Here is a 13,496-nt window from a genome sequence, read left to right on the forward strand (position 1 = left end):
CTCGATACGGAAAAGCGGTGCGGTATGCGGGTGGTTGCCGTCGGCGTTCCAGCCGGTTTCGTGTTCTCCCGCGTGGGTACCGCGTGGAGGAAGTGACCCGTCGAGCGAGGAGGCCGCATGCGAGCCGTCACCTGGCAGGCACCGCGCAAGGTCGCGGTGGAGGAGGTTCCGGATCCGCGCATCGAGGACCCGACCGACGCCGTCGTCCGGGTGACGTCCTCGGCGATCTGCGGGTCGGATCTGCATCTCTACGAGGTCCTCGGCGGTTACCTGGACGCCGGTGACGTGCTCGGGCACGAGCCGATCGGCATCGTGGAGGAGGTCGGCTCGGCGGTGCGGACGCTGACCCCGGGTGACCGCGTCGTCGTGCCGTTCCAGATCAGTTGCGGTGGCTGCACCTCGTGCGAGGACGGCCTGCCCACCCAGTGCGATACCACCCAGGTGCGTGAATACGGCAGCGGCGCAGCGCTGTTCGGCTACTCGAAGCTGTACGGCCAGGTACCCGGCGGGCAGGCCGAATATCTGCGGGTGCCGCACGCCGACGCCACGCACATCTCCGTGCCGCACGGCCCCGACGACACCCGCTTCCTGTACCTGTCCGACGTGCTGCCCACCGCATGGCAGGCGGTGGAGTACGCCGGGGTACCGCCGGGCGGATCGGTGACCGTGCTGGGCCTGGGCCCGATCGGCGATATGGCCTGCCGGATCGCCGCACATCGCGGCCTGCACGTGATCGGCGTGGACCGGGTGCCCGAACGGCTGAATCGGGTGGCTGCCCGCGGTATCGAAATCCTCCACTCCGGCGCCGCCGAAACGCCGATCGGCGAACGGATCCGCGCACTCACCGACGGCCGCGGCACCGACGCGGTGATCGACGCGGTCGGCATGGAGGCCCACGGCTCCCCGGTGGCGGCGTTCGCCCAGCGCTCCACGGCGCTGCTGCCCGACAAGATCGCGCGCCGGGTCACCGATACCGTCGGCATCGACCGGATGGCCGCGCTGTACGCCGCGATCGACATCGTGCGCCGCGGCGGGACCCTCTCGCTGGTGGGCGTCTACGGCGGGATGGCCGACCCGATGCCGATGCGGATCCTGTTCGACAAGCAGATCCAGCTGCGGATGGGACAGGCGAACGTCACCCGCTGGGTACCCGATATCCTGCCGCTGCTCGGCGACGACGACCCACTCGGCGTGGAAACCTTTGCCACCCACAGGCTTCCGCTGTCAGCGGCGCCGGATGCCTACCGGATGTTCCAGCACAAGTCCGACGGCGCGGTGAAGATCGTGCTCGATCCGGCGGCGACGGTCGGTGCGACCGGATAGTCGACTCGTGCCGGACCGGTTGTCTCATCCGGCCCGGCACGAGTGCCGAATCGATTACTGAAATCGTTACGCGACAAGCGATTTACTGCGATAGCTCGTGGCTGACCGCGTTCGGTCCGTTGTAGGTGCGGTCGGGAATCTTCTTCAGTTCGTCGAGAACCGCGTCGTCGGCGCCGTTGGCGCGCGCGGCGCGCACCAGGTCGTCGCGGCCGGCCGGATAGTTTACGCCCTGCAGATACTTCTGGACCTGAATGGGATTGACGCTCATGTGTACTCCTCTCCGTGTCTGCTGTCCTACTGCCCCCCACGGCCGGAATCGGCACCGGCCGTGGGTGTCCTGATGTCAGTCGAAGAATCGGGCCATGTGCCGTTCGTCGGCATCCGGCTCGCCGGGCCCCAGCTTGCGGAGGTCGGCGAAGACGGTGGCGCCGTCGCAGGCGGCGTGCAGCGGGTACCACCGCCGCCGCAGCCCCGGCCGCCGGCAGATGCCCTTGATCGTCTGCACGTCCAGCAGGCGCACGTGGGTCGGATCGGCCACGGCGTTCACGTGCCGCCACCACGGCGAGAGGATGTGCAGAATACCGCCCGGGCGCAGCACCCGGTGGCATTCGTCGACGACGGGCAGGAAGTCGATCATGTGCTCGAGCACGTGCACGGCGAAGATCCGGTCGGCGGACTCGTCCCGCAGCGGAATCCCGTCGCCCAGTTCGGCGACGACGTCGACCGCCGGTCCGGGGCGGCAATCGAGGCCGAGGGCGTCCGGATACTGTTTGGTGTCGCCGCAGCCGATATCCAGGATGTCCGGTGTGTGGCCCCCGATGCGGATCCGGTCCCAGACCGCCAGGACGCCGTGCAACTGACCGAACAGCCCGCGCACGACCTCGAATTCGGCTCGGGTGCGCAGTTCCCCGGTGAGATGCAGGACACCGCCCCGCGCCTCGATCTCGACCGCCGAACCGCGCAGGCGGGTGTCGTGACACAGCATTCCCTGTGCTGCCGTACGCAGATGGCAGTCGAGATGCTCGTGCCGACGCGCCGAGGCCGCCGCGGTCACGTCCCGCCCTTGGCCTCGTGTTTCGCCTGCGTCGGGTCGGCACCGGGCACGACCTCGTCGAGGGTCTCGCGCAGTTGCTGTTCGGTCGTCTTCGAGGCGCCGGGGATTCCCGCCCGGTGTCCCTCACGGCGCGGCGCACGCAGATCATCGTGGTCGGTCATGCCCGGTTCCTCCTCGTCCGCGTCTCGCGATGCGGATACCCGCGGCGGCTCGATCGACACCACCGGGTTCCCGGCCGTTCGCACCGACCGCGAGGGCCGGCCGCTCGGCGGCCGGGGCCGCTCGAGCCGCCGGAGTGCGTGCAGGACAGCGTGATCGGTGATCGCGTTCAGGCACGGATGCCCCGGCACGGGGCAGTCGCGAGCCCGGGTGCCGGCGCACGGGGCGTGCTGGTCGCCGAGGACGATGACGGGGACACCGTGGGGTGCCCAGCGGCGCGCCGGCACCACCGGCGCGAACAGCGATACCACCGGCGTGCCCACGGCCGCGGCCATGTGAGCGGGTCCGGTATTCGGCGCCACGACGGCCTCGGCGCCGCGCAGGATCGCCGCGAGCCGCGCCAGGTCGGTCTGCCCACCCAGGTCGGTGGCATGCGAATCCGCCACGGCGGCGGTCAGTTTCGTCTCCTCCGGGCCGCCGGTGACGAGCACGCGGTAGTCGGCCCGAACGAGCGCGGCGACCAGGGAGCGACTGCGCGCCACCGACATTCGGCGGGCCGGCACGGCGGCGCCGGGGTGGACGACGAGATAGCCCGGGCCACCGGTGCATTCGGTGACGTCGGGCAGCAGATCGCCGCGGATCCGCAACCGGTCGCCGACCCGCGGATATCCGGCGGCCTCGGCGAGCGAGCACGCCCGTTCGGATTCGGGCAGGTCGTCGTCCACGCGGTGGCGCACGTCGAGCAGCGAACCCGGATAATCCGTGCTGATCGCCGCAATGTGCCGCACCCCGGCCAACCGCAGCAGCAGCGCGAGCGGCAGCGGCGATTGGTGGAACGAGGTGAAGATCACCGCCGCGTCCGGGAGGTCGTCGCGCAGCGCGGCGAGCAGCCTGTCGACGGCGGCGGAGGTGAGCGATGGCGGTGGCACATCCACCCAGGCGGCGTGGAAGTCGACAACGCGGTCCACGCCCGGCAGCAGTGCGGCCGCGGCCCGCCCGCGCGGGCCCGCCAGGAACGTGACGGTGTCGGCGCGGGCGGCGACGGCACGCACCGCCGGCCCGGTGAGCAGCACATCGCCGGCGCTGTCGAGCCGGGCGACCAGCACGTGGCGGCTCATCCCGTCGGTATCGCCGTCGGCCGGGTATCGAAGACCTGCGCGGTGAGCAGTTCGTCCCACCGGCGCACGAACGCGTCGATGCCGAAGGTGGCCCGCGCCCACTGCCGGGCGTACTTGCCGGTGAGTTCGGCGAAGGCCGGTTCGGCGAGCAGCTGCCGCATCGCCTCGGCGAGGATGCCGAGATCGGTCGAGACGATTCCGGCCTCGGCGGGAACCGACAGTGCCGCCTCCGCCGTGCCGACCGCAACGACCGGCATCCCCAGATACATCGCCTCGATCAGCGACAGACCGAGCGAGGTCCACCGCGGGGTGTGCACGAACATCCGGTGCCGGGCCAATTCTCGGTGCAGCGCAGCCTGATTCAGGTCGCCGCATCCCTGTATTCGGTCGGGGGTGCTGTGCAGGGGATGGTGCAGGTTCTCGGTCGCGATGCCGTAGACGTCGATCGGTGCGGCGTCCGACAGCGGAGACAGCAGATCGGTCCCCGTGACACGCCAGCGACGGAGGGGCTCGTTGATGCTCGTCGCCGCGCGGGGAAGCTCACCGCTGTACCGGTAACCGGGATCGAGCACACCGTGCGGGATGACGACCGTCGGGCAACATCCGTTGTCCCACATCAGATTGTTGAAGTCGGTGACGTGCACCAGCGGGATGTCGGTGCGGTCGGCGAGCGGGTGGCGGGTGCGCGCCGCGTGTTCGCGGGGCGTGTTGTGCTCGACGTAGACGGCCGGGATCTCGCTGCCGGGCTCCCTGCCGAGCCACTCGCGCACCAGGTCCAGTTCGCGGGGCCGTTGCAGCACCACCGCGTCGACGCGGGTGTCGACGAGATCCGCGGGCGCGATCTCGATCGCACGGTCGGGCCAGGAGCGCCCGCACCGGCCGAGCGCCCAGGAGCCGAGCGCGGGATCGGTGGGCACGAGGTAGGTGTGCTCGCCTTGCACGAACGATGTTGTCCAGGAACCGTGCACGTGCCATACCAGCACGTTCAATCGATCGTGTCGCGAGTCGATCGGCGGATCGCTCATATCGGCCGGATGCCCGCCGATACGTCGGCCAAACCGGCGACCGCGTGCGCGGTCGCCGCGGCCGGATCCAGTCGCCGGTCGACCGCCTCGATCACCGCCTCGGAGGTGATGAGCAGCAGTCCGGGATCGACCGTGTCGGCGTGCGGGTCACCGAGCCGGCCCGCCCACAGTGCCCGATGCCGCGGACGGCTCGGTGGCGGTCCCCACCAGGACGGCGGGTTCGGCCCGAAGGCCAGGACGGACGGCGTGCCGAATGCCGTTGCCAGGTGACCTACTCCGGTATCCCCGCAGACCACCAGCGCGGCACCGGCGACCGCGCCCGCCAATGCGCGGAGCGTGAGCCGCCCGGCGACCACGGACCGTTCGGGGAGCCCCGCGCGGTCGGCGACCGCACGGGCCAGGTCGTATTCGGCGTGGGTTCCGGTGATCAGCACCCGACGGCCGGATCGGTGCAGGTGCGCGGCGACGGCGGCGAATCTCTCGGCGGGCCAGCGGCATGCGGGCGTAGCGGCGCCGGGATGGACGATGATGTGGTCGCCGCATTCGGTGTCGTCCGGCGGATCGAGCGCGAAATCGAACGGATCGGCGCGGATCCCGGCCGAGCCCAGCAGGCGGCACCAGCGGTCGATTTCGTGGGCGTCGAACGGCCATTCCGGCCCCGGCACATCGGGTAGGCCGGGGTTGCGGTGGGTGACGAGGTGCCGGGGACGCGTGTCCAGCAGGTCCGCTGTGCTGCGCGGGCCGCTGCCGTGCAGGTTCACCGCCAGCTCGGGCGGATCCGAATCCCAGTGCAGCGCACCGACTCCGGGTGTGGGGTGCAGCCGGTCGACGGTATCGGACAGCTCGACGATCGGGCGCAACCAGTCCGGGGCGGCGAGCAGCAACCGGTGGTCCGGACAGGCGTGGCGCAGCGCGCGCAGGGCGGGCACGGCGGTGAGGAAGTCGCCGAGACCCAGTGCGCGCAGCGCCAGCGTCACGGCCATGACGTCTCCGTGGACGGGCAGACCACCATTTCACGGATCTCGCATCCGGCGGGCTGGCTCAGCGCGAAAACGACTGTGGCCGCGACGTCTCCGGGTTTGTTCAACCGCGCGTCGGGCGCCGGCTTGTACCGGTCCGGCCGGCCGTCGAAGAACGCCGTGTGCATACCTCCGGGAACCAGCAGCGTGATCCCGACCTCCCCGGCGAGTTCGGCGGCCAGCGCCCGGGTGAATCCCACGACGCCGAACTTCGAGGCGCAGTAGGCGGTGGCATCCGGTAATGCCTTGAGGCCCAGGGTCGATGCGCAGGTAACCAGCCGGCCTCCGGTGCGCCGGAGCGCCGGCAGCGCCGCGCGGACGACGGCGGCGGTACCGAACAGGTTCACTCGCACAACCCGTTCCCACTCCGCCGCCGGAAGGTCCTCGAACCGCCCGCACGAGTCGGTACCGGCCGCGGTGAATACGCCGTGCACCTCGCCACCGGCCCGATCGACCAGCGCGCGGGCCGCTCGGGCCGCGGACTCCGAATCGGCCAGATCGGCATTTTCCCATTCGATCTCGCCCGGATCCGCCCGATCGATCACCAACGGCCGCCCGCCCGCGTCGCGGACGGCGGCGGCGACCGCGGCACCCAGTCCGGAAGCGCCGCCGGTGATCACGACGGTGCCCGGGTTCGCCGGACCACTCGGTGCGACGCTGACATCGGTCATCGGAACGGCGGTGTCGGTCATGCGAGCTCCTTCTGACGACGGGATCCGATCGAGCCGGATACCGCTCCGGCACAGACATATTCGGCGGCCGCCTCGACCGCATACCGGACGGCGTACGCGTTGCCGTGGCCGCCGAGCAGGGCGACGGCCGCCGCGGCGGCGAACCGGTCGCCGGCGCCGCAGGTATCGGCATCGGTCGCGGCCCACAGCGGCTTCGGAATCGGCATCGATCGCACCTCGGTGGATCCCCGGCGGTGATAGAGCGCGCCCTCGGCTCCGAGCGTCACGGCGACCGAACTCGCCTGCCAGCGCCGCGCCAGCTCCCGGGCCCGATTGACGAAACCGGGCCAGCCCGGGACGAATTCGGCCGCCTCGGCGCGATTGGGCGTGGCCACCGCGACACCCGGTACCGGTACGCTGCCGCGCGGATGCGGATCCCAGACGATCGGGACCTCGCCGGCGCGCTCGGCCAGTATCGCGCGGATCTCGGGATGCGCGGCCGTCCCGCGCCCGTAGTCCGACACCAGGATCGCGGACGCACCGCGCAGTGCCGCGCGGGCGGAGTCGGGTAGCGGATCGGTGCCGGTACGGCCGTCACCGTCGTCGACCCGCGCCACCGCCGCCGGTCCGGGTGCCGCGGCGCCGTTGCGCTGCCCGAAGGCGCGGATGCGCTGCTTGCGAACCGTGCTGCCGCGCAACGGCAACTCGGCGACGTCGACCCGGCCGGACAACAGCGAGCGCAGCCGCTCGCCACCGGCATCGGTGCCGAATCCGCCGATCAGGGTCACTCGGGGAGATTCGTCGGCGGCCAGCAGCGCGGCGAGCCCGGCCCCGCCCGGCCGGCCGCGGCGGCGGGTGACCGCCACCACCGGAACGGGCGCGTCGGGGCTGAATCGGTCGGCGCGGCCCTCGACGTCGATGTCGAGCAGGACGTCGCCCACCACGACGAGCGGAGCGGGACGGTTCATGGGGACCTCCGGGACGAACGGTGTTGCGGTGCGGTCGGATACGGCTATCGGGCCGGTAATGCCGATTCCAGCGCGGCGCACAATGCGTGCACGAGGACCAGGTGCATCTCCTGGATGGTGGCCACGGTGTCGGCTTCGACGGTGATCGAGTCGTCGCACAGCCCGGCCAGCGGATTGGGCGCCGGCCCGGTGAGCGCCCAGGTGGTGGCGCCCAGCTCCCGGGCGGCCTTGGCCGCACCGACGACATTCGGGCTGCATCCACTGGTGGACAGCGCGATCAGGACGTCACCCGGACGGGCGTGGGCGCGGATCTGCCGGGCGAACATCTCGTCGGCTCCGTAGTCGTTGGTCACGGCGGTCAACGACGAGGTGTCGGCGTGCAGCGGTATCGCCGAGAGCGGTTCGCGCTCACGGTGGAAGCGTCCGATGAGCTCGGCGGTGAGATGTTGGGCCTCGGCCGCGCTGCCGCCGTTGCCACAGGCGTAGAGGCGCCCGCCGCGGGCGTAGGTTCCGGCGAGCCGGACTCCCCAGTCCCACAGGTGGTCGATGGCGGTCCGGTTCTCGCGCAGCGAGGTCTCGAGGGCGGTGAAATGCTCGGCGAGAACATCCGATATCGGCGGGCTCATGACGACTCCTTCCCGGCGCCGAGGAACTCGGCGGCCGGCGTGACGCGGGCGAGGGTGACGGCGGTGACCAGGTCTGGAGCGACCTGCGCGACCGCGCGGGCATGCGAGATCTCGGCGGGACGGGTGCGGGCGGTGGGGACGAGAATCGCGCGGGCACCGGCGGCTCGGGCGGCGTGCACGTCGCTGCCGATGTCGCCGATCACGACACACCGCGCGGGCGGCAGGCCGAGTGCCGCCGCGGCGGCCCGGATCAGCCCCGGGCGCGGCTTGCGGCACTCGCATCCGTCCGCGGGACCGTGCGGACAGATCTGCCACGTATCGAACGGGCCGAGCAGCGCGTCGACCCGGGCGACGACCGCCGCCAGCCGTTCCGGGGTGATCGCGCCGGATGCCACCCCGGACTGGTTGCTCACCACCGCGGTCGGCACACCGGCCGCGCGGACCGCGGCCAGCACCGTGACCGCGCCCGGAATCGGCTGCACCAGTGCCGGATCGGAGAGATACGGCACGTCGTGAATCAACGTGTCGTCCCGGTCGAACAACAGCGCGATATCACCCGTCGGCCGTCCGGTCATCGCGCCACCGGCAGTCGGTCGGCCGGAACCGCTCGGCGATAGGCGGCGACGGTGGAATCGGCGATACGGTCCCACGAATACCGGGTCTGCACGCGGGCCGAACCCGCTGCGCCCCAGGCATTCCGCAGCGTTCCGTCGGTCAGCAGCGGCTCGACCGCATCGGCGACGGCCTGGGGGTCGAGCGCGGACACCAGGCGTCCGGTCACGCCGTCGACGATGGTGTCCACCATGCCGCCGACCGCGGTGGCGACGACCGGGCGGCGACAGGCCATGGCCTCCAGGGGAACGATGCCGAACGGCTCGTACCACGGCGTGCACAGCACCGCGTCGGCGGAGCGCAGCAGCGACGGCATCCGCGGGCGCGGCACCTGACCGAGCAGCCGGACGCGGTCGTCGACACCGAGGTCGGCGGCGACTCGGCGGAGGCGGTCGGCCTCGGCGGCCTCCTGCGCCGTCCCGCCCACGATGACCAGTTCGGTGTCCGGGAGTCCGGCCAGCGCTCGAACGGCGATGTCGAATCCCTTGCGACGCACCAGGCGCCCGACGGCGAGCAGTCGGCGGCGGTGCGGGCCGCGCGGTGCGACCGGACCGTCCGGGGTGAACAACCGCAGGTCGACGCCGCACGGCACGACCGATATCCGCGTGCGCGGCACGCCCATCCGGGTCAGCTCGAACACCTCGTCGGTGCAGGTCGCCACGACCTGTGCGGCGCGCGCGGCGATGAGTCGCTCGAGCCGGATGCGGTCGGGCGGGCTGGGGTCCGCGGCGCCCTGATGTCGCCGCTTCACGGTGCCCAGCGCGTGAAAGGTCTGCACGACCGGCACGCCCAGCTCGCGGGCGGCGAGTCCGGTTGCCAGCCCGGACATCCAGAAGTGCGCATGCGCCACGTCCGGCGGATCGGCGCGCCACCGGGCGTGCAGGCAGGCGCCGAAGTCGCCCATATACGGCAGCAGCCGATCCTTGGGCACCGGCCGGCCCGGTCCGGCCGGGACGTGCACCACGCGGTAGCCGTCCGCCGTCTCGAGCTGGTCCGGCAGGTCGGCGCGGTCGCGGCGGGTGTACACCGTGACCTCGTGGCCGACGCGTGCGAGTGCCGCGGAAAGCGCTGCCACGTGGACGTTCTGACCGCCGGCATCAACACCGCCGAGCGCCGCCAGCGGACTGGCGTGCTCCGAGATCATGGCGACTCGCATGTGCTCGGCATGCCCGTGCTTCTCCGTTCGAAACGCGAGAAGTACGAGCAGTGCGCGCCGCCGGATACCGTGTGACCACCGTGGATTCGAACGTGAACAGCCGTTTCACCGGGTCCCGGGCGGGTAGGCCGCCGAGGAGAGGCCCGAACCAGGAGTGGAGGCCACCCCGATATGTCCGATTCGGAATACGACACCGGCACGGCGCCTTTCGAGCCGGCGCCGACCTCTCGGCGAGACGCCGGGCGCGGCGGCCCGCTCTCGGCGCCTTGGTCGGGTGTGCGGCGGATCGCGGTGCTGCGCGGTGGCGGGCTCGGTGATCTGTTGTTCGCGCTGCCCGCTGTCGACGCGCTCGCCGCCGCCTATCCGGACGCCGAGATAGACCTGCTCGGTACCGCATCGCACGCCGAATTGCTCAGCGGGCGGCCCGGTCCGGTGCACGAGGTGATCGCACTGCCCCCGGCCGGTGACGACCGGTCGGGGGACGCGGAGTTCTTCCGCCGGGTGGGCCGGACGCCGATCGATCTCGGCGTGCAGGTGCACGGCGGCGGGCGCTGGTCCAACGGTTTCCTCCGGCAGCTGCGGCCACGCTGGACCGTCGGCAGCCGCACACCCGACGCGCCGCCGCTGACCCGGATGCTGCCCTTCCGCCACTACCAGCACGAGACGCTGCGGGCGCTGGAGGTGGTGGGCCTGGCCGGTGCGCGGCCGATGCGCCTGGAGCCGGCGCTGGAGGTGACCGACACCGATCTGGCCTTGGCCGACGCGGCCCTGACCCGACTGCCGAAACCGGTTGTGGCGCTACATCCGGGCGCGACCGATCCGCGACGGTGGTGGCCGATCGATCGGTTCGCCCGGGTGGCCGCGCACTGTCTGCGGCAGGGGCTCGGCGTCGTCGCGGTCGGTACGAACGATGAGCGGGAGCTGTTGGCACAGTTGGTGTCTCATGTCGAAGAACTGGCGCCGCAGCCGTATCGGGAAGGGGCCCTGATGATTCTGGCCGGTGCCGATATGACGACCCTGTGCGGCGTGCTGGCACGCAGTTGCCTGCTGGTGGGCAACGACAGCGGCCCCCGGCATCTCGCCGCGGCCCTGGGCACCCCCACGGTCGCCGTCTACTGGCTGGGGAATGTCATCAATGCCGCACCGCTCGGCCGCGCCCGGGATCGGGTGCTGATGTCCTGGACGACCCGCTGCCCGGTCTGCGGGCGTGACTGCACCGACGAGTCGGTGCCGCGCTGTGCGCACGATGTGTCGTTCGTCGACGGAGTATCGGTCGAACAGGTCCTCGCCGAGGTCGACGAATTACTGGGCTGAGCCCTCCGGTGGGCCTCCCCCACCCGCTCAGTGTCCGGCGGGTGCGCGGTTCCAGAAGTCCGGTGGCACAACGTCGTATGCCTCTACGTCACGATCGCGCAGGGTGGTGGGTGACTCCAGGTGGATCGCTCCACTGGGCAGGATGCCCGCGCCGCCGTAGCGGGCCATCAGCCGCACCTGAGCCAGGACGTCCTCGCCGCTGTGGGCGCGTGGTAGCTGCCGCCAAAAGCCGAAACCTCCGGTAGCCATGAGTTTTTCGCGGTCGTACAGCACGCAGCCGCCCACCCAGGCGACCTTGTAGCCGACCAGGTCCCCGTCCCGCGGCCCCAGCTGTTCGGCGAGGTGGGTCGGATTGGCGGCGTTGTGCAGGGTCCAGCGCCGCCACTCGGGGGTGCCGGGGCGGACGTACTCGGGTTCCGGTGCGCCGGGCCAGGTTTCGAACGGTGCCAGTTCGGCCGGGCGATGGTCGTCGAGATAGGACAGGCCCTGCACGGCGCAGCCGACGAATCCGCACCGCCACTCGGTGATCGCGCGGTACATCCGGGCGATCGTGTCCGGCTCGAGCCAGACATCGTCGTCGAGGAACAGCACGAATCGTCCGCGCGCGGTTCTCAGCAGGTGGTCGCGGTGTTCGGCGATACCGCGCGGCGGCAGGTGGGTACCGGCGCGGACCTCGTGGCCATGGTGCCGCAGCACGCGAATCATGCCGGTGGAGGCCGGGGTCGCGTATCCGGGCGTCGCGTCCGATTGATCACCGACGGCGACAGCGCCCGATTGATCACCGACGGCGACAGCGTCCGATTGATCACTGACGGTGACGGCGAAGTCCGGAAAGTCCTGGGCGGCAAGGCCGGCCAGGGTGGTCGCCAGCTCCGTCGGCCGGTTGCGGGTCGGGATCAGCACCTCGACCTCGGGTGCCGTCGTCACCGGCCGGCACCCACTCGGATTCGGTCGATGATCGCCGAGGTCGAATGATCGGCGACGTAGCCGAGTGCGCGTACTTCCCCACCGTATCCGTGCACCACAGACGTCTCGGCCAGCATCTCGGGCCGGTAGTCGCCACCCTTCACATACAGCTCGGGCCGCAGCCGGCGCAACAGCGCGGCCGGCGTCGGCTCGTCGAAGATCGTCACGTGGTCGACGCAGCTCAGCGCCGCCAGCACGGTGGCACGGTCGTGCTCCGAATTCACCGGCCGGTCCGGACCTTTCAGCGCGCGCACGCCGCGATCGGAGTTGACCGCCACCACCAGAATGTCGCCGAGCCGCTTGGCCTCGTCGAGGTAGGCGATGTGCCCGGTGTGCAGCACGTCGAAACACCCGTTGGTGAACACGATGCGCCGACCGGCCCGGCGATGTGCGGCCACCGCGGCCGCCAGTTCCGCCGCGTCCAGCACGCCGCCCGCCCCGGCCAGCCGCTGCCGCAGCGCGGCGGTGTCGCATACCGAGGTCCCCGGGCTGTGCACCACCACATCCGCGGCCGCCTGCGCGACCTCGGCGGCGGTCGCGCCGGGGAGGCCCGCGAGCAGGGCGAGGGTGTAGGCGGCGGTGAAAGTGTCGCCGCCACCGGCCGATTGCCGGTCCGGCACCGGCCGTGCCCAGGTACGGTGCACCGGCCGGTCGCCGGACAGCACCAGGACCCCGTCGCGGTCCAGGGTCACGGCCACGGTGGCGGCCCCGGTGGCGTCGAGGAGCCCGGTGCGATGGTGATCGAGCAGCTCGGCTCGTTCGGCACCGTCGGCGGGCAGCGTCAGCGACACCGACGCCGCGGCCTCCGCCGCATTGGGCGTGGCCACATCCGGGCGCAGCGATCGCCAGCGGGCCGGATGATGCGAATCGACCACGAGCAGCGGCAGTTCGGGCCGCCGCGCCGTCAGCCACCGCCGGGCCCGGTCGGCGCAGCCGCCGTCGTAGTCACAGATCACCAGGGCATCGGCACCGTCCAGCGCCGCGGTCAGCCGGTCCTGCACCGCGGTGCCGACCGTATCGTCGATGCCGCGCCGGTCGGTCTCGTCGAACCGGACCATCAGCTGATCACCCGCCACGATCCGGCGTTTGATGGCCGTCGAGCGGTCCGGCACGCTGACCACGTGCCCGTCCGGGACGTTGCGCCCGCGCAGGGCGGCGCGCAACCGTTCCCCGGAACGGTCCGTCCCGACAGTCGTGACCAGCCGCACCCGCGCACCGAGGGCCGCCAGGTTGGCTGCGGTATTCGCGGCGCCGCCGGGCGCCGCCGAACTGCGCTCGATGTCGACCACGGGCACCGGGGCCTCCCGGCACACCCGTTCGGAGCGACCCCACATCCACACGTCGAGCACGACATCGCCGAGGACCACGACGTTCGCGCCGGCCCGGGCCAGCCGATCGGCCAGCGCCGGCGTGAGCTCGTGCTCGCCCGATATCGCGCGCTGCGGCGTATCGCTGATCGGTGGGTACATGGGGCGCCTTCCGTCG

General features: G+C 71.7%; 15 protein-coding genes. 3 read left to right on the forward strand and 12 right to left on the reverse strand.

Annotated elements, in window-relative coordinates; all coding sequences use genetic code 11:
• Positions 1–117: 117 nt before the first annotated feature.
• Positions 118–1,323, forward strand: a complete 1,206-nt coding sequence (locus D892_RS0107090; RefSeq protein ID WP_024800576.1) for a Zn-dependent alcohol dehydrogenase — start codon at positions 118–120, stop codon at positions 1,321–1,323.
• Positions 1,324–1,405: 82 nt separating this feature from the next.
• Here the strand turns inward: D892_RS0107090 and D892_RS0107095 are convergent, their stop codons facing one another.
• The 10 genes from D892_RS0107095 to D892_RS0107140 all read right to left on the reverse strand — a co-directional run bounded on the left by D892_RS0107095 (position 1,406) and on the right by D892_RS0107140 (position 9,719).
• Positions 1,406–1,591, reverse strand: a complete 186-nt coding sequence (locus D892_RS0107095; protein ID WP_024800577.1) for a DUF2795 domain-containing protein — start codon at positions 1,589–1,591, stop codon at positions 1,406–1,408.
• Between the two features lie 75 nt (positions 1,592–1,666).
• Positions 1,667–2,377, reverse strand: a complete 711-nt coding sequence (locus D892_RS0107100; protein ID WP_232236019.1) for a methyltransferase domain-containing protein — start codon at positions 2,375–2,377, stop codon at positions 1,667–1,669.
• Positions 2,374–3,654, reverse strand: a complete 1,281-nt coding sequence (locus D892_RS40635; protein ID WP_024800579.1) for a glycosyltransferase family 9 protein — start codon at positions 3,652–3,654, stop codon at positions 2,374–2,376. The genes D892_RS0107100 and D892_RS40635 overlap by 4 nt, the downstream gene beginning before the upstream one ends.
• Positions 3,651–4,679 (reverse strand): glycosyltransferase, encoded by a 1,029-nt coding sequence (locus D892_RS0107110; RefSeq protein ID WP_198036852.1) that lies wholly within the window; start codon positions 4,677–4,679, stop codon positions 3,651–3,653. The genes D892_RS40635 and D892_RS0107110 overlap by 4 nt, the downstream gene beginning before the upstream one ends.
• Positions 4,676–5,662 carry a glycosyltransferase family 9 protein gene (locus D892_RS0107115; RefSeq protein WP_024800581.1) on the reverse strand — a complete coding sequence of 329 codons (987 nt, stop codon included), beginning with the start codon at positions 5,660–5,662 and terminating at the stop codon, positions 4,676–4,678. Before D892_RS0107115 ends, D892_RS0107110 begins: the two co-directional genes overlap by 4 nt.
• Entirely contained in the window at positions 5,653–6,369 is a 717-nt protein-coding gene (locus tag D892_RS0107120; protein ID WP_051499508.1) for an SDR family oxidoreductase, read from the reverse strand. Before D892_RS0107120 ends, D892_RS0107115 begins: the two co-directional genes overlap by 10 nt.
• 17 nt (positions 6,370–6,386) lie before the next feature.
• Positions 6,387–7,337 (reverse strand): PfkB family carbohydrate kinase, encoded by a 951-nt coding sequence (locus tag D892_RS40640; protein WP_051499020.1) that lies wholly within the window; start codon positions 7,335–7,337, stop codon positions 6,387–6,389.
• A 44-nt stretch (positions 7,338–7,381) separates the two neighbouring features.
• Positions 7,382–7,963: an SIS domain-containing protein gene (locus D892_RS0107130; RefSeq protein WP_024800582.1), complete on the reverse strand. Its 582-nt coding sequence runs from the start codon at positions 7,961–7,963 to the stop codon at positions 7,382–7,384.
• Complete coding sequence (locus D892_RS0107135) at positions 7,960–8,538, reverse strand: HAD family hydrolase (protein ID WP_024800583.1); 579 nt, start codon at positions 8,536–8,538, stop codon at positions 7,960–7,962. The genes D892_RS0107130 and D892_RS0107135 overlap by 4 nt, the downstream gene beginning before the upstream one ends.
• On the reverse strand, positions 8,535–9,719 hold the full coding sequence (locus D892_RS0107140; protein WP_232236307.1) for a glycosyltransferase: 1,185 nt from the start codon (positions 9,717–9,719) through the stop codon (positions 8,535–8,537). Before D892_RS0107140 ends, D892_RS0107135 begins: the two co-directional genes overlap by 4 nt.
• On the opposite strand from D892_RS0107140, the gene D892_RS48400 reads away from it, so the two are divergent.
• On the forward strand, positions 9,651–9,806 hold the full coding sequence (locus D892_RS48400) for a hypothetical protein (RefSeq protein ID WP_232236435.1): 156 nt from the start codon (positions 9,651–9,653) through the stop codon (positions 9,804–9,806). The genes D892_RS0107140 and D892_RS48400 overlap by 69 nt on opposite strands.
• Before the next feature lie 96 nt (positions 9,807–9,902).
• A complete protein-coding gene (locus D892_RS40645) occupies positions 9,903–11,045 on the forward strand; it encodes a glycosyltransferase family 9 protein (RefSeq protein ID WP_084160974.1) in 1,143 nt (380 codons plus the stop codon).
• 27 nt (positions 11,046–11,072) lie between these two features.
• On the opposite strand, the gene D892_RS0107150 is transcribed toward D892_RS40645, so the two are convergent.
• Together D892_RS0107150 and rfaE2 are read right to left on the reverse strand one after the other, a co-directional pair.
• Positions 11,073–11,972 carry a glycosyltransferase family 2 protein gene (locus tag D892_RS0107150; RefSeq protein WP_024800585.1) on the reverse strand — a complete coding sequence of 300 codons (900 nt, stop codon included), beginning with the start codon at positions 11,970–11,972 and terminating at the stop codon, positions 11,073–11,075.
• Positions 11,969–13,480, reverse strand: coding sequence for a D-glycero-beta-D-manno-heptose 1-phosphate adenylyltransferase (rfaE2, locus tag D892_RS0107155; protein ID WP_051499021.1), 1,512 nt, complete (start codon positions 13,478–13,480; stop codon positions 11,969–11,971). Before rfaE2 ends, D892_RS0107150 begins: the two co-directional genes overlap by 4 nt.
• Positions 13,481–13,496 lie beyond the last annotated feature (16 nt).

This window comes from Nocardia sp. BMG51109 (assembly GCF_000526215.1).
In the GTDB taxonomy this organism is placed as follows: Bacteria; Actinomycetota; Actinomycetes; order Mycobacteriales; family Mycobacteriaceae; genus Nocardia.